General features: G+C 68.5%; 16 protein-coding genes and 3 pseudogenes. 5 read left to right on the forward strand and 14 right to left on the reverse strand.

What is annotated here, in order from left to right; translation table 11 throughout:
• Nucleotides 1–9: 9 nt before the first annotated feature.
• The 7 genes from QAD21_RS20880 to QAD21_RS20910 all read right to left on the reverse strand — a co-directional run bounded on the left by QAD21_RS20880 (nucleotide 10) and on the right by QAD21_RS20910 (nucleotide 5,596).
• A complete protein-coding gene (locus QAD21_RS20880; protein ID WP_280360209.1) occupies nucleotides 10–957 on the reverse strand; it encodes a PfkB family carbohydrate kinase in 948 nt (315 codons plus the stop codon).
• The gene (locus QAD21_RS20885) at nucleotides 954–1,529 is read right to left on the reverse strand and encodes a zeta toxin family protein (protein ID WP_247450284.1); all 576 of its coding nucleotides are present in this window, start codon (nucleotides 1,527–1,529) and stop codon (nucleotides 954–956) included. Before QAD21_RS20885 ends, QAD21_RS20880 begins: the two co-directional genes overlap by 4 nt.
• A complete protein-coding gene (locus tag QAD21_RS20890) occupies nucleotides 1,526–1,909 on the reverse strand; it encodes a hypothetical protein (protein WP_280360210.1) in 384 nt (127 codons plus the stop codon). The genes QAD21_RS20885 and QAD21_RS20890 overlap by 4 nt, the downstream gene beginning before the upstream one ends.
• Nucleotides 1,910–2,032: 123 nt before the next feature.
• Complete coding sequence (msrA, locus tag QAD21_RS20895; protein WP_280360211.1) at nucleotides 2,033–2,581, reverse strand: peptide-methionine (S)-S-oxide reductase MsrA; 549 nt, start codon at nucleotides 2,579–2,581, stop codon at nucleotides 2,033–2,035.
• A complete protein-coding gene (gene msrB, locus QAD21_RS20900; protein WP_280360212.1) occupies nucleotides 2,578–3,072 on the reverse strand; it encodes a peptide-methionine (R)-S-oxide reductase MsrB in 495 nt (164 codons plus the stop codon). The genes msrA and msrB overlap by 4 nt, the downstream gene beginning before the upstream one ends.
• Before the next feature lie 156 nt (nucleotides 3,073–3,228).
• Nucleotides 3,229–4,452: an acyl-CoA dehydrogenase family protein gene (locus QAD21_RS20905; RefSeq protein ID WP_277244056.1), complete on the reverse strand. Its 1,224-nt coding sequence runs from the start codon at nucleotides 4,450–4,452 to the stop codon at nucleotides 3,229–3,231.
• Nucleotides 4,453–4,507: 55 nt separating this feature from the next.
• Entirely contained in the window at nucleotides 4,508–5,596 is a 1,089-nt protein-coding gene (locus QAD21_RS20910; protein ID WP_205333371.1) for a VOC family protein, read from the reverse strand.
• Between the two features lie 246 nt (nucleotides 5,597–5,842).
• On the opposite strand from QAD21_RS20910, the gene QAD21_RS20915 reads away from it, so the two are divergent.
• Genes QAD21_RS20915 through QAD21_RS20935 form a run of 5 tightly spaced genes read left to right on the forward strand, consistent with a single transcriptional unit; the run spans nucleotide 5,843 to nucleotide 10,501 of the window.
• Entirely contained in the window at nucleotides 5,843–6,736 is an 894-nt protein-coding gene (locus QAD21_RS20915; RefSeq protein ID WP_078113761.1) for an acetaldehyde dehydrogenase (acetylating), read from the forward strand.
• Complete coding sequence (gene dmpG, locus QAD21_RS20920) at nucleotides 6,733–7,788, forward strand: 4-hydroxy-2-oxovalerate aldolase (RefSeq protein ID WP_205333370.1); 1,056 nt, start codon at nucleotides 6,733–6,735, stop codon at nucleotides 7,786–7,788. Before QAD21_RS20915 ends, dmpG begins: the two co-directional genes overlap by 4 nt.
• A 4-nt stretch (nucleotides 7,789–7,792) precedes the next feature.
• Nucleotides 7,793–9,286 (forward strand): aldehyde dehydrogenase, encoded by a 1,494-nt coding sequence (locus QAD21_RS20925; protein WP_205333369.1) that lies wholly within the window; start codon nucleotides 7,793–7,795, stop codon nucleotides 9,284–9,286.
• 5 nt (nucleotides 9,287–9,291) lie between these two features.
• Complete coding sequence (locus QAD21_RS20930; RefSeq protein ID WP_068970814.1) at nucleotides 9,292–10,044, forward strand: SDR family oxidoreductase; 753 nt, start codon at nucleotides 9,292–9,294, stop codon at nucleotides 10,042–10,044.
• A gap of 43 nt (nucleotides 10,045–10,087) precedes the next feature.
• Nucleotides 10,088–10,501 carry a tautomerase family protein gene (locus tag QAD21_RS20935; protein ID WP_068970813.1) on the forward strand — a complete coding sequence of 138 codons (414 nt, stop codon included), beginning with the start codon at nucleotides 10,088–10,090 and terminating at the stop codon, nucleotides 10,499–10,501.
• Nucleotides 10,502–10,594: 93 nt separating this feature from the next.
• Here QAD21_RS20935 and QAD21_RS20940 read toward each other — a convergent pair.
• The 7 genes and pseudogenes from QAD21_RS20940 to QAD21_RS20970 all read right to left on the reverse strand — a co-directional run.
• Nucleotides 10,595–11,365, reverse strand: a pseudogene (locus QAD21_RS20940) (DUF222 domain-containing protein); the annotation flags it as partial.
• Between the two features lie 185 nt (nucleotides 11,366–11,550).
• A complete protein-coding gene (locus tag QAD21_RS20945) occupies nucleotides 11,551–11,757 on the reverse strand; it encodes a tautomerase family protein (RefSeq protein ID WP_068970812.1) in 207 nt (68 codons plus the stop codon).
• A 1-nt stretch (nucleotide 11,758) separates the two neighbouring features.
• Entirely contained in the window at nucleotides 11,759–12,556 is a 798-nt protein-coding gene (locus QAD21_RS20950; RefSeq protein ID WP_137809483.1) for a fumarylacetoacetate hydrolase family protein, read from the reverse strand.
• 32 nt (nucleotides 12,557–12,588) lie between these two features.
• Nucleotides 12,589–13,382, reverse strand: a pseudogene (locus QAD21_RS20955) (fumarylacetoacetate hydrolase family protein).
• Between the two features lie 43 nt (nucleotides 13,383–13,425).
• Nucleotides 13,426–14,247 carry an IclR family transcriptional regulator gene (locus QAD21_RS20960; RefSeq protein ID WP_068970810.1) on the reverse strand — a complete coding sequence of 274 codons (822 nt, stop codon included), beginning with the start codon at nucleotides 14,245–14,247 and terminating at the stop codon, nucleotides 13,426–13,428.
• A 111-nt stretch (nucleotides 14,248–14,358) separates the two neighbouring features.
• Nucleotides 14,359–14,559 (reverse strand): annotated as a pseudogene (locus tag QAD21_RS20965) (EthD family reductase); the annotation flags it as partial.
• 27 nt (nucleotides 14,560–14,586) lie between these two features.
• Complete coding sequence (locus QAD21_RS20970) at nucleotides 14,587–15,624, reverse strand: 2Fe-2S iron-sulfur cluster-binding protein (RefSeq protein WP_068970808.1); 1,038 nt, start codon at nucleotides 15,622–15,624, stop codon at nucleotides 14,587–14,589.
• Nucleotide 15,625: the final 1 nt, after the last annotated feature.

Consider the following 15,625-nt stretch of genomic DNA (forward strand, 5'->3'; position numbering starts at 1 on the left):
CGGTTCCGCTCACATCGCGCGGCGGATCTCGTCGTCGCTCGGCATCCCGGTCCGGGCGCCGACCGCGGCGACGGACAGCGACGCCGCCGCGACCCCACGTCTAGCCGCCTCGACCACCGTCGAGCCGGCGGCGAGCGCGGCCGCGAACACGCCGTTGAAAGTGTCACCCGCACCGGTTGTGTCGACGACCCGCGCGACCCGTCCGGCGGGGAGCGAGATCACCTCGGACGCGGGGTCGGCGATCAGTACGCCGTCGGCACCGAGGGTCACGAGAACCGGTGCGCCCGTTCGGGATGCGACCGCCGTCGCCCGCTCGGCTGCCGGGAGCTCCGCGGCTTCCCGACCGTCGGCGATCAACGTGTACAGGTCCAGGAGTTCCGACGAGTTGGGCGTCAGCACCGGCGCCGATGCCATCAGGTCGACCGTCGACGGCAACACCGGGGCCGGGTTGACGACGCATCGCATACCCCGCGCAGCCGCCGTCGTCACGGCTGCGGCAACGGCGTCGGCCGGGATCTCGGTGCTGACGAGGACACAGCCGGCCCACCCCGCCGCACGGTCGACCGCGGCACGGACCTCGTCGGCACCGAGAACGGCATTCGCGCCTGCCCCGACCGCGATCTGGTTCTCCCCGTGCGGATCGACGACGATCAGCGCCATCCCGGTGGCGACGCCGTCGAGCACGTCCACGTCGGTCACGTCGACACCGGAGTCCCGCAGTTCGGCGAGTGCGCTCGCGCCCATGTCGTCAGAACCCACTGCGCCGCAATAACGCACCTCGGCACCTGCACGCGCCGCGGCGACGGCGGCGTTCGCGCCCTTGCCGCCGCCGTGACGTGTCACGGTCGGACCGACGACCGTCTCACCGGGCCCCGGCAGACGGTCGGTCGCCACCACGAGATCGACGTTGACAGCGCCGACGACGAGAAGCCGGCCGGCTCGATCGAGGGAAGTCATCGTGCCTTCGTATCCGTCAGCGCACCCGGCGTCCAGTCCGGCCAGTCGGGTACGCCGGCGACCAGACCGTCGACGTACCGCGCGACGATGCGCGTGGTCGGTCGCTCGTTGGCGTACACGGTTGCCAGGTCACTCCGCGCGATGGCCGTGCGGACGAGCGGCCACAGGCGTCGGAACCGCTCGCGGATCTTGACCTCGGGGACCGCGTGCCCGCCACTGTCCACGCGCAATCGGACGCGATGGACCGCGAGAGCCTCGGGGATCATCACGACGTGCAGCGCGACTCGGTATCCGGCGGTGTGCGCACGTTCGATGAGCTCCAGTTTCGAGGGGTGCGAGAAGACCGTCTCGGCGATGAACGAGGTGCCGCGCTCGATGAGAGTGTCGCGGGTCGCCGCCGCCAACCGGGCGGCGTCGTAGGAATGGGCTTCCGCGGAGTCGGGCCACCGCTGCCGGGCGATCAGGTCGGCGTTGACGAAGGGCACATGCAGCAGGGGTTGCAGATGACGCTCGACCAGCGTCGACTTGCCCGCGCCGTTGCATCCGACGACCAGATCGAGCCGCGGAGTCACTGCTCGAGGATGACGCTCGTCCCGTCGGGGCGGTGTTCGACGAGCTGTCCGGCGTCATCGACGACCACCGAGGACAACCCGGCCGAGGCACGACGAACCACGTGGTCGTCGGTCGCGAGCCGCGCTTCGAGATGAGCGTCGATCTCGGCGTCGTAGACGACGGCTTCCTCTGCGGTCAGCACTTCTCCCGGCAGATCGCCCGCCAGCGCGGCCTCGACCCGCTGACGCGACGCGGTGGTGCGCTGCGAGACGCTGCGCCCCAGACGCGCCCAGTGTTCGAGTTGCTGCCGCGCCGACCGCTGCTCTCGCGCGCCCTCCCGGGCCGCATCGGTCACCAACGCAGCAGACAGCCGGGTCACCTTGTCCGTACCAGTGCTCATCGCACACCTCCCGCGCGTGTGTAGCAGAGTGCTACATCGCCCCAGCATACGCCGACGAACCCGTCGACGGTCGTTGTCGCATGACCGTCGACGGGCGTCGGCACTGTCAGCCGGCCTCGCGCGTCACCGCGTGGACGCCGCGTCCCGCTTCGGCAGCACCCATCCCGGTCGCGGGAAGTGGCAGGTGTACCCGTTCGGGAAGTTGAGCAGGTAGTCCTGGTGCTCGGGCTCGGCCTGCCAGAACGGACCCAGCTCCTCGATCGTCGTGACCGCCTTGCCGGGCCACAGCCCCGACGCATCGACGTCGGCGATGGTGTCGCGGGCGACCTTCTCCTGTTCCGGTGTCACCGGGAAGATCGCCGAGCGGTAGCTCGTGCCGACATCGTTCCCCTGCCGGTTGCGCGTCGTCGGGTCGTGGATCTGGAAGAAGAACGCCAGGATGTCGCGATACGACGTCTGGGTCGGGTCGAACACGATCTCGACGGCCTCCGCGTGACCGGGGTGGTTGCGATAGGTGGCGTGGTCGTTCTGTCCGCCGGTGTAGCCGACCCGGGTGTCCAGGACGCCGGGCTGCTTGCGGATCAGGTCTTCCATCCCCCAGAAGCACCCGCCCGCGAGGACCGCGGTCTCGGTGCCGGGACGGACGGTGATTTGGCCGGTGTCGGTCGTCATGCGTTCTCCTCCTGGGTGTCGGTGGTGTGGGAATCCGTGGTGTGCGTGCCGCCGAACAGGCCGGCGTACTCGCCGTACCCCTCCGCCTCGAGCTCGCCAACCGGGATGAACCGCAACGAGGCGGAGTTCATGCAGTAGCGCTGTCCGCCGGCCTCGCGCGGCCCGTCGTCGAAGACGTGCCCGAGGTGACTGTCGGCGCCGGACGAGCGAACCTCGGTGCGTCGCATCCACAGGGTGCGGTCGGTCTTGGTGGCGACCGCGTCGGGCTCGATCGGCTTGGTGAAGCTCGGCCAGCCGGTGCCGCTGTCGTATTTGTCGGTGGACGAGAACAGCGGCTGCCCGGACACGACGTCGACGTAGAGGCCGGGTTCGTGGTTGTCCCAGTACTCGTTGTCGAAGGCACGCTCGGTGCCGTCACGCTGGGTGACGCGGTATTGGATGTCGGTGAGGCGGCTCAACGCCTCGGGGGTCTTGCGGTAGGTGTTGCTCACGTTTCCTCCTGCTGACGCTCCCTCGGCTCCGTCGAGCGACGGCGCTCGGAGGGCGTCACCGTGCACAACACCACCATGCCCCGATTTGGTCCCGCGACGCCAAGGGCCGCCGCCCACCGGGGTGGACGACGGCCCGGAGGGTCGTCAGCGCGTCGATCAGCCCACGACGTCGCGACCGAAGATCTGCCGCGCGAGCACCCACCGCTGTACCTCGCTGGCGCCCTCGTAGATCTCCCCGATCTTGCTGTCCCGGTACAGGGCCTCGACCGGACCCGACGAGTCGTCGTCGCCGAGCTCTTGCGTGAATCCGAAGCCGCCGAACGCCTGGACCGCGTCGCGGGCCATCTGGACCGCGACCTCGGTGCCGCGCAGCTTGGCCATCGCCGCCTCCGGTTCGGGAAAGCGCGTTCCGGCGTCGAGCCGCATCGCGGCCTTGATGTACAGGTCGCGCGAGATCGCGATCTCGGTCGCGCGGTCGGCCATCAGGAACTGCCAGTGCTGCCGGGCTGCGAGCGGTTCGCCGAAGGCCACCCGGGTGCGCAGGTGGGCAGCGGTGCGGTCGAAGGCGGCTTGCGCCATGCCCACACCCGCCGCCGCGATCCCGATACGTCCGTAGGTCAGCGTCTGCAGGGCGACCTTCAGCCCGCCGCCCTCGGTCCCGAGCAGGGACTCACGCCCCAGCTCCACCTCGTCGAGGTGCACGTCGGCGGTGATCTGGCCCTTGTTCCCGAGCTTGCGATCCGGCGTACCCACCCGGACCCCCGGGGTGTCGGTCGGGACGATGAACGTCGAGAGCCGGTCACCGGTGCGCGCGAGCACCACGACGAACGCGGCGACAACGGAGTTGGTGATCCAGCGCTTGCGTCCGTTCAGCACCCAGCCGTCGCCGCGGCGGTGCGCCACGGGCCGGACCGCCTCGGGCGAGAGATCACTCGACGCGGCCGGCTCGCTGGTGGCGAACGCGCCCACGATCTCGCCGGCGACGACCGGTGCCAGCCACCGGCGGCGCTGCTCCGGCGTGCCCCGGTTGACGGCGTTGCCCGCGAGGATGCAATGGACGTCGAAGATCGCGGCGACGCTGTTGGAGAAGTACGCCAGTTCTTCGACGGCGGTGGCCGTCGCAGTCGCCGGGTGGGCCAGTCCGTCGCCGCCGACGTCGGCCGCGAAGGGGATGCGGTAGATCCCCGCCGCGGCCAGCCGATCGAACACGTCGTGCGGGAAGCCGTCGAGCCGTTCGTCGCCCCGCGCGATCCGATCGGCCACCGGGGCGACGTCGCGGAGCGCGACTTCCCGAACCCGGCGGCGGACCACCGCGACCTCGCCGGGCGACACGAGGTCGTGGTACAGGGTGTCGGCGATCCGCAGTGGCTGGTCGGGCACGTTCGTCGGACGACGACACCGCGGCGATGTCGATGACAGTCAGGGAATCTCCCGATCAGACCGGTGCGTCGGCCACGGCACGCGACCTCTCGATCTCGTCGGGCACCAGTTCGACGACCGCCTCGACCTCCGGCGCGGGTGCACCCGGCCCGAAGTCGGCGAACGCCGTGATGTGCTCGTCGAGCGGAAGCGGATTGGGGGTGCCGTAGGTGAAGTAGGTCTCCCACGGCAGCTTCGCGCCGCCGACGGCCAGACCGGTGTCGATGTCGGACATCTGCCAGGTCTTCGTCTCGGCCGACGGATCGAGATGCAGATATCCGGACTCGCCGAACAACTCGATGCGGTTGCCACCCGGTTCGAACACGTAGAGGAACTGCCCCTGGGTGATCCCGTGCCGGTCCGGACCGGCTTCGATGCGGATGTCGTACTCGCGGAACATCTCCACGGCGTCGATGTTGTGCTGACCCGTGCCGTAGTAGAAGGCGAGGTGATGCAGTTTGCCGCGCCCGCCGGTCATGTCGCGCATGCAGGCGACCTCGTGGCCGAGGATGTTCGAGCTCATCCAGGCGCCGATCTCGACGTCACCGTCGACAACGCGCTCGGTGGTTCGGAACCCGAGGTGGCGTTCGAACTCGGTCTTGAGCGCGGTGACGTCCGAGGCCATCAGGTTGAGGTGGTCGATGCGCTTGACCGGAATCCCCTGCAACGGCTTCTTCGACGGCCGGGTGAGGATCTTGCTCTGCAGTTCCGGTGGCGCGACGTAGGTCTCGGCTTCCCACACCAGCGCGAAGTCGTGACCGTCGGCGGTCTTGTACGCGAGCGTCTTGCCGTAGCCGAACTCGTCCTCGTGCCACGAGGTCTCGATGTTCGCGCCCTGCAGCGAGGCGGCACGGCGTTCGAGCGCCTCGGGGGAGCTGGTCCGCATGCCGGCATGGCCCATCCCGGGTTCGGCGGACTCGGTGATCTTCAGACTCCAGGGGTAGGGGTCCTCGTAGGCCCGCAGGTAGACGGACTGGCCTTCGCGCCGGGTGACGTACATGCCCAGGAATCGGGTGAAGAAGTCGAGGGTCTCCTGCGGCTTCGGGGTCAACAGTTCGGCACGGGCGAGGTGCGCGACATCGAAGCGTGCGGCGTTCTCGGTCATCGTTTCTCCTGTGGATCGGGCGCCACCGGATCTCGGTGGCTGCTGGCTGATGAGCCTCAGCATGGCGACGAGATGTGACTGCCGTCACCGCCATTCGGGATATCCGAACAACGGTGTCGCCGATGCGCTCCGCGTTCGGACTGCCCGTGCCTTGGCCCCGGAGACGGCAACCGCTCCTTAGGTTCGGTGTCGAGCACGCCGACGGCAACCGAGACCGAACGTGCGCACGAGCAGAGGAGACATGCGATGAGCCGGTTGACCGCCGCCATTGTGGGATCGGGCAACATCGGGACGGACCTGATGTACAAACTGCTGCGGTCCGAGTACGTAGAACCGGTCCACATGGTCGGGATCGATTCCGCCAGTGAGGGTTTGCGCCGGGCGCGCGAGGAAGGACTCGAGGCGTCGGCCGAGGGCGTGGACTGGTTGCTACGGCAGTCCTCGCCCCCCGACCTCGTCTTCGAGGCCACCTCCGCCAAGGTCCACGCCGCCGTCGCGCCCCGCTACGCCGACGCGGGGATCACCGCGATCGATCTGACGCCCGCCTCGGTCGGCCCTTACGTCGTCCCCGCGGTCAACCTCCGCGAACACGTGAACGCGCCCAACGTGAACATGGTGAGCTGCGCCGGGCAAGCCACCATCCCGATCCTCCACGCGATCAACCAGGCCGCCGACGCCGCCTACGGAGAGATCGTCGCGGCCATCGCGTCGGCGAGTGCGGGTCCGGGAACGCGGCAGAATCTGAGCGAGTTCAGCGAGAAGACGGGGCGCGCCCTGGCGCAGGTCGCGGGAGCGGACCGGGCCAAGGCGATCTCGGTGATCAACCCGGCCGAACCGCCGATGAACATGCGCGACACGGTGTATGCGAAAGTGCGCAACCCTGATCCCGTGGCCATCGAACGCGCCGTGGTCGACATGGTCGCCGAGGTCCAGCGCTACGTCCCCGGTTACACCCTCAAGCTCGTCGACACCGATGGCGATCTGGTGACCGTGATGCTCGAGGTCGTCGGCGCCGGCGACTTCTTACCCACGTACGCAGGCAATCTCGACATCATCACCGCGGCCGCCGTGCAGGTCGCCGAGGTGATGGCGCAGGAGAGGGCCGCGACAGCGACACTTCAGACAGGAGCACTGCGATGACCAGCCAGTCCCCGGCCCGCGGGCCACGATCGGTCACCCTCGTCGACACGACGCTGCGTGACGGGATGTCGAGTGTCTCGCACCGGTTCACCACCCGCGACGTCGCCGCCATCGCGGCCGGCCTCGACCGGGCCGGCGTCCCGACAATCGAAGTGGCACACGGCATCGGTCTCGGTGCGTCGTCGGTCCAGTACGGCTTCGCCGCGGCCACCGACCCCGAGTACGTGCGCGCCGCCGTCGACGCGGTCGACAACGCCGACATCGCGGCCCTCTACGTACCGGGCATCGCGACGCTGAACGAACTGCAGGCGGCGGTGGACGCCGGCATCTCGACCGTCCGCGTCGCCGTCCACTGCACCGAAGCCGATTGCGGGCAGCAGCCTGTCGAATGGGCGAAGGAGAACGGTCTCACCGTGATGACCTTTCTCATGATGAGCCACAAACTCGAACCCGACGCACTCGCCGAGCAGGCGGCCAAGCTCGACTCCTACGGCGCCGACGTCGTGTACGTCGTCGACTCCGCAGGTGCGCTCGTCCCGCGGCAGGCCGGCGAGCGGGTCGCGGCACTGCGCGAGGCGATCTCCGCGGACATCGGTTTCCATGCCCACAACAACCTCGGTGTCGGGATCGCCAACGCGCTCACCGCCGCCGAGAACGGCGCCACCTACATCGACGGCTCGCTCCGAGGGCTCGGCGCGAGCGCGGGCAACGCCCAGACCGAAGTCCTCGCCGGCGCATTCGAACGCGCCGGCTGGGACACCGGCGTCGAGCTGTTCCCGCTCATCGACACCGCCGAGAACGTCGTGGCCCCACTGATGACCGAGCCGCAGATCGTCGACGAGACCGCTCTCGTACTGGGATACGCCGGGGTGTACTCGACGTTCTTCCACCCCACCAAGCGCGCTGCGAAGAAGTTCGGGGTCCCGGCCCGGGACATCCTGCTCGAACTCGGCCGGCGCGGGGTGATCGGCGGCCAGGAAGACATGATCATCGATGTGGCCTCGGAACTCGCGGGCCGCACGTACGAGACGCCCGTCGCGGCAGAGGTGTGACGCAATGACTCTTTCCAGCCATCTGACAAGCACCGATCAGAACGGTACCGCCGAGGTCCGCCACCTCATCGGGGATGAGTGGCGCACAGCTTCGGACGGTGCGACGTTCGAGTCGCGCGACCCGCATGACGGCACGTTGCTCGCGCGGGTGGCGCGCGGCACCGCCGACGACGGTCTCGCTGCGATCGACTCTGCCCGAGCAGCTTTCGACGACGGGCCGTGGCCGCAGATGTCACCCAAGGAACGCGCGGCGATCCTGCATGCGGTCGCCGACGCCGTCGACGAGCACCGAGAGGAGCTGGCACAGCTCGAAACCCGTGACGGCGGCAAGACGATCACGCAGTCGCTGCACGCCGAGATCCCGCGGGTGGCCCACAACCTGCGCTTCTTCGCCGATTACGTCTCGATGGCCGCGAACGAGGCCTACCCGGACGGCGATCTGCTCTCCTACGTCCTCTACCCGCCCGCCGGGGTCGTGTCCGCGATCAGTCCGTGGAACGCGCCGCTGATGCTGGCGACATGGAAGATCGCGCCCGCACTTGCCTTCGGCAACACCGTGGTACTCAAACCGGCACCGCAGACACCGTTGACCGCCAACCGTTTCGCGCAGATCGCGCTCGAGGCGGGTCTGCCGCCCGGGGTGCTCAACGTCGTCCACGGCTTCGGTGGTGAGGCCGTCGCCGGACCGCTGACCTCCGATCCGCGCGTCGACCGCATCACCTTCACCGGATCGAGTGCCACGGGCGTGAAGATCCTGCAGGCGGCCGCCGCGAACCACACGCCTGTCTCGGCCGAGATGGGTGGCAAGTCGGCCAACATCGTGTTCGCCGACGCCGATCTCGATGTGGCCGTGCCGATGTCCCTTCGGGCCATCTTCGGCGGCAACGGGCAGGTCTGCCTGTCGGGTTCGCGACTGCTGGTGCAGAACTCGATCCGCGAGCAGTTCGTCGAGCGCTTCGTCGAGGAGGCGCGGAAGCTCGTGGTCGGGGACCCGAAGGACCCGACGACGTTCATGGGGCCGCTCATCGAGCAGCGTCACCTCGACAAGGTGCACAGCTACGTCGAACTCGCGCAGGATGAAGGCGGCAAGATCATCACCGGCGGCGAACGACTCACCGACCCCGATCGGGCGGGCGGCTTCTACTATCCGCCGACCGTCATCACCGGCCTGACCAATGACTCCCGCACGGCACGTGAGGAGATCTTCGGTCCCGTCGAGACGGTTCTGGGCTTCGACACCGAAGAGGAGGCGCTGCGCATCACCAATGACTCCCCCTACGGTCTCGCCGGAATCCTGTTCACGCAGAACCTCGATCGGGCTCATCGGATGGCCGCGCGCTGGAAGGCCGGCACGGTCTGGATCAACACCTTCTTCGAACGCGATCTCCGGCTGCCCTTCGGCGGTGAGGGCATCAGCGGCCTGGGCCGTGAGGGTGGCCAGTACTCACGCGAGTTCTTCACCGAACCCCGTGCGGTGACCCTGCGCATCCGGAAGTAGGACCCGTGTCCACAACCGAGACATGTGTGGTCGTCGGCGCGACCGGCGCGATGGGGACCGTGTTCACACGACGCCTGGTGGCACGCGGGATGCGGGTTCTCGCGGTGGGGCGCCGTGCCGAGGAACTCGAACAGCTCGCGGCAACAGACGAACTGATCATCCCGTGCGCGGCCGACATCGCCGAGGACTGGTCCGTGGACGCGATCCGATCCTGCCTCGACGGGCCCGTACGACTCGCGGTGTTCGCGGCCGGTCTCCCGGTGCGCGGCTCCGCGGACGCGATCGAGCCATCGCTGCTGGCCACCGCGGCCAACATCAAGGTGGCCGGCACCGTCCGGTTGCTGCGAGCAGTCCGCGACCATCTCGCCGACGGCTCGCGGTTCGTAGCGGTCGCGGGTTCACTCGGACTCGAACCGGGGCCCCTCGACGCGGGACCGGGTACCGCCAATGCCGCGTTGTTCAATCTGATGCGACAGATCTCGGCACTCTACGGACCCCGGGGTGTCACCGTGCACACCATCGCGCCCGGGCCCATCGACACCCCTCGGCTCCGCGCCTTCGTCGACACCGAATCGCGTGAGACCGGGGCCGCGCCGCAGGAGATCTGGGACAGGTACACGGCCAAGACCTCGCTGGGTCGCCTGCCCACACTGGACGAGATCGCCTGGCTCGTCGAGATGTTGCTCGAGCCCCAGGCCGCCGTGCTGCACGGCAGCGTCCTCAACGCCGACGGCGGAACTCGCCACGGCATCCAGTAGCCCGGTCCGAAACGGACGCGGGCACTTCCCGAACGGAGCCAACATGCCGGTTGCACACTTCCACATCCCCGTCGGCAGCGCGTCCACCGAGCAGCGCGCCGCTCTGCTGACCGCCGCGAGTGCGGCCTACTCCCGCATCCTCGACTCACCGATCGAGCGGGTACGCGCCTTCGTCGTGCAGTACGACCCGACCGACCTCGCCGTCGGCGGACAGCTCGTCGCCGACGGCGGGTCGGCAGCCCCCTATTTCACCGCCATCGTGCTCGCAGGCCGTCCGCCGCAGCAACGTTCGGAACTTCTGGCCGCGTTCACCGACCTCGTCGTCGAGCACCTGGACGTTGAACGCTCGGGCGTCCGTGGACAGATTGTCGAGGTGGCGCCGGAGAACTGGGGCATCGCCGGCCAGCCGGCGAGTGATGTCCGGGCGTCGGAGATCGCACTCCGCGCGGCTCGCTGAGCCCGACACATCCACCCTGTGGAGTTGTCAAAGGTCGTGTGGCGCCGGAGTCGACGCCGGAGAGTCTGGGCGCGGTGGTTCTAGGGTTGGCGACTACACGAGGGCGTCGTCGAGTCGCATGGTGCGGCGGTTGTAGGCAGGCCGGGGTAACCGTCGGGGGTCGATGTCGGCCGGCGGGATCAGCCACGGATGCCGATCAGGACCCATCACCACCTCCCAGCCATGGTGATGACCTGGGTATGGCAGCGCTGACACAGCAAGCACCCGTTGTCCAGATCAGTCGGACCACCATCAGCCCTATGGACGAGATGGTGGACCTGCGTATACGCCGCGGGGGCAACGCATTTCACACAGCACATAACGCGAACGATGATCGCTCGACGTAAGTGGTGTGGGAACAGCCGATTCGTGGTGCCCTTCCGCAACGGCACGCCCTCGGTGTCGAGCACGATCTCGGCCACCCCACCGTCGCAGGACAGTCGTCGTGCCGTCGACGCCGTGACCGCACCGACCCACGGCAACCGCGCCGGATCGGTGTTGTCGGCCGGGATGGTCACCAGCACCTGGGTGCGAAGCGCGCCAGCGGTGGTCATCGCCGCACCGACCGCCGCCTGATCCGGCAATAGTTCCAAACCGTCGGCGCGGCGTTCTCCGACACTGCGACGATCCTCGGCGCCGTCGGGTTCCGGCCGCGGGCAGGATCGTTCGTCGATCATCGACAGGAACTTCTCCCCGATCACCGCGGTCACGTCCGCGGCGATCGCGACTCTGCCCTGCTCGGTCACCCGCATGTGCACCGTGTTCAACGACGCATCATCAGCGGGCAACACTCTCGGGATCGACGTCGGCTACCCGGACGGCCAGGGAGCAGAGCTGACACGCCCCGTGACCAACAGACTTCAACTCGACTCCTAGACTTCAATCGAAGTCCATCGGTCGAGTTGAAGTCTGCCGGTCACCGGCCGGACTGCAGGTATAGCGGCCTTTTCGAATCAGGGACCAGTGTCTTGCAGTTCCCGTGGACAGTAGCGAGCAGCTCCTCCCGCGCCTCACGATTCCGTGTTCGCCGCCTGACGTTCGGCAACGGTGACGTCGCCCGCCGACCAGTGGGTGGTCGGGACCTCGCGGACGCATACTCGGATGTTCGCGATCGGCGCGCCGATCGCACGGTGGGCGGCCGCCGTCAGTTCGCGCATCAGCGCGCGTACCTCGTCGGGTGAACGCCCCTGGGCGATGGTCACATCGATGAACGGCATCTCACCCTCCCGCGATCGTGATCGAGCCGAGCGTGGTGAAGTGTGCCGCGACCCGGCTACCCGGCTCGACCGGCACAGCGTCCGTCATGCCGCCGGTGAGGACGACCCACCCTGCCTCCAGGGTGACGCCCCGCGCGCCGAAGGTGTTGGCCGCGAACGCCAGTGCCTCGGCAGGATGTCCGAGCACCGCCGAGCCCGTCGCGGTGGCGACGATGTCGCCATCGATCTCCAGAAGGCACGCCTCGAGTCCGAAGTCCACGTTCGCGACATCTCGGATGACCGGACCCGTCACGTAGACGCCGGAGGAGTTGTTGTCGGCCACCGCATCCGCGAGGGTGAACTTGAACCCCGAGTAGCGACTGTCGATGATCTCGATCGCGGCCATCGCATGGTCGACCGCGGCGAGTGCTGTGGCCGCGGTGACACCGGGACCGGTGAGGGGCCGCCCGAGCACGAAAGCGATCTCCGGCTCGGCGCGCGGATGGATGAGTCGCTCACGCGGAACCGGCAGACCGGCGGGCAGCACCATCGCGTCGGTGAGCCAGGCGACCGACGGTTCGTCGACGCCCATCTGTTTCTGCTTGGCCCGCGAGGTCAGGCCCAGCTTGATCCCGGTCACGGTCTCTCCGCGCGAGCGCCGATCGGCGAGCGCGATGTCCTGAGCGGCATAGGCTACGTCGAGTGTCAGGCCCGGCCACTCGTGGTGGATCGAGGTCCGCGCCGTCCGCGAGTGTTCGGCGGCGAGCAGCGTGCCGGCGACACGAACCGCACTCCAATCGTCGATTCCATTGTCTGTCACATCTTCTCCTGATGGTTCGAGGACACGAGCACTCACGCGCCGGCCAGCACCGCGGTGACGCTGCCGAGTCCGGCGATGGTGGCGACCACGGTGTCCCCCGGCGCGACCGGCACGGCCGCGGTCATCGAACCGGGCAGGACCACGTGGCCTGGTTCGAGGGTGACACCCAGCGGCCCGACCGTGTTCGCCAGCCAGACCAGCGCGTTGATCGGGGATCCCAGCACCGCACCACCGGCGCCGTGTCGACGAGTTCGCCGTTCACATGCAGGTTGCAGCCGGCCATCCGCAGGTCGACGTCGACGAGCGGCACCGGCCGTCCGCCCAGGATCACCCCGCCCGACGACGCATTGTCGGCGATGGTGTCGAAGATGCCGATCTGCCAGTCGCGGATGCGCGAGTCCACGATCTCGAGTGCGGGGAGCACGAAGTCGACGGCCGCGGTGGCCTCTGCGACCGTGACCCCCGGCCCGCGAAGCGGTTTGGCGAGGACGAAGGCGACCTCTGGCTCGATGCGCGGCTGGATGAAGGTGCCCGCCGGGATCGGGGCGTTCTCGAGATGGAACATGCTCGCCGTGAGGTGCCCGAAGTCCGGCTGGTCGACACCCATCTGCCGTTGGATGGCACGGGAGGCCAGCCCCACCTTGTGCCCTTTCACCACGTCACCCTGCTTCTCCCAGTCCTGGACCTGGGCGAGGGCGATCTCATAGGCGGTCGACAGTGGATGGTCCGCGAACCGCGCGGCCAGGGGTTCGATCGGGGCGTGGTCTCGATAGGCGTCGAGCAGCGCATCGGCGGCGTCGCGCACGAGGTCGGCATGGTCGGTCATGGAAGGCACGATCTTTCTGGGCTGAGGAACGGCGATCGCGGGGTCATCCCGCCACCGCGTGCAGGACGGAGACCTCGCGCTCGGGCAGCCGGATGGGCGTGGACTCGTCGCCGGACGAGGTGCTCAGCGCGCGGGACGCGTCGGCGGCGGCCGCGATGACCGCACGCCGGAATTCGTGTTGTGCCGGGACGAATCTGGTCGCGGGCGCGGTGATCGACATCGCCGCCACGACCACCCCCATCTCGTCGCGGATCGGAGCCGCGACGCAGTGCACGTCGGGAACGGCTTCGGCCAGGTCGAAGGCGCAACCCCGGCGCAGCACACCCTTCAGTTCGGCCGCCAGTTCGTCTGGGTCCGTGACGGTCGACGACGTGTACCGCCGGAGCTGCTTGTCGGTCACGTTGCGGGCCAGCTGAGCCGGGTCGCAGTGCGCGAGGAGTACTTTGCCGACCGCGCTGCAGTGCGCGTCGAGTTGGGCGCCGATCCGGGCGCCGGATACGTTGATGACGTGATTGCCGAGCACCTTGTCGACGTATATCACCCGGTAGCGTTCCATGACCGCGAGATGGGTTGTCTCGCCGAACTTCTCCGACAGCGCCTGCAAAGCCGTTGCGGCACAGGATTTGACGTCGACCGTGCCCTGCAACGCCTGGTTCAGCTCGACGACCCGCCAGCCGATGCGATAGCGGCCGCGGGCGCGGCACTGGAGCAGGCCGATGTCGACCAGTGAGGCCAGCAGCGCGTGCGCGCTCGACCGGGGGACGCCGAGCTCACCCGCGACCTCCGAAACACCCCACTCCGGACGTTCGACGGTGAACAGATCCAGGACCGGGCCGATCTTCTGGACGGTCTGCAGCGCGGCCATCTCAGGGACCCACCATCGACTCGTCGCTGAACAGCATGGTCGCCCCACCGGTGCGAAGTTGGCGACATCGCCGGCCGCGGCCTGCCCCTCAGGCGATCCGAGGGCCTGGGCAAGGGCGTCTTTCGAGTCGAAGTACAGCTCGGCCACAGAGTACGAGGCGGGCTCGGTGCCGTCGAGGGAGTCGCACTTGCCCGCGGCGAACCGGCGCAGTCCGGGGATACGGCGGACCAGTTCAGCATGCTCGTTCTCGTAGTGCCGGTCGAAGGCCTCCGGGTCGAGCGGATGTCCGTAGATCACGGTGAGTCGGTACATGACTTGCCTTTCGGATCGATCGAGATGTCACGATGCCGCGGTGGTCGCCACGGGGGCCGCCACGGTGAATTCCTCTCGGAAGATGAGACGGGGCGCCATCCGGCGACGTTTCAGCGCCCGGACGCCGGCCTCGATCATGGCCGGCGGGCCACAGAGATAGGCGCTCAGCCCTTTACAGCTCCGGAAGTCCTCGACGACGACGTCGGTGACCATCCCGGTGGCGCCGTCCCACTGCTCCTCGCTGAGGACCGGCCGGTAGTGGAAGTTGCTGTACCCGGCCTCGAGTTCGCGGAAGAACTCGACGTCGTAGAGGTCGTCGCGTCGTCGGCCACCGTGGTACAGGTACAGCTCGGGTACCAGGCCGTGGTCCAGCACGTGGCGGGCGATGGACTTCAGGGGGGCGAGTCCGGTACCGCCGCCGATGAGGATCGCCGGCTCGGCCTGCTCGCGGACGAGGTGGAACTGGCCGAGCGGTCCGCGGAGTTCTACCCGCTCCCCCACCGTCAGCGAACCGAAGATCCAACCCTCCGTTGCTCTTCCACCGACGGTGCGCTTGACGTGGAACTCCAGGAGCTTCGACTCCGACGGCGGGTTGGCCATCGAGTACTGGCGCCCCACACCGGTACCGGGAATCACCAGCTCCGCATACTGGCCGGCGTTGAACGACATCGGCTCGTCCAGTTCGACGACGAGTCGGCGCGTATCGGTGGCGATGTCGTCCAGGACGACGACGGTGCCGTCGTGATCGCGCAGGGGATGTCGGGGCGTTCCATCGTCGACCGCGGCGCCCAGCGGTTCGACGACCAGGTCCGAGCACGGGGTGGCCATGCAACCCAGCGCCAGCCCGGCACACCGTTCGGCAGGTGTCAGCGTGTAGTCGGGTGAGTCATTGTGCGCCACTTCGCCGTCGAGTACTCGGAGCTTGCAGGTACCGCAGGTCCCCTGCGTGCAGGAGTGCGGCAGCCATTCCCCCGCGCGCAGAACCGCATCGAGAACCGATTGATCGGCGGCGACCTCGAGCGGCGTGTCCGAACCCTGGACACGAACACGATGTGTGGTGGTCACG

The organism is Gordonia sp. SMJS1 (genome assembly GCF_029866425.1).
Taxonomy (GTDB): Bacteria; Actinomycetota; Actinomycetes; order Mycobacteriales; family Mycobacteriaceae; genus Gordonia; species Gordonia hongkongensis.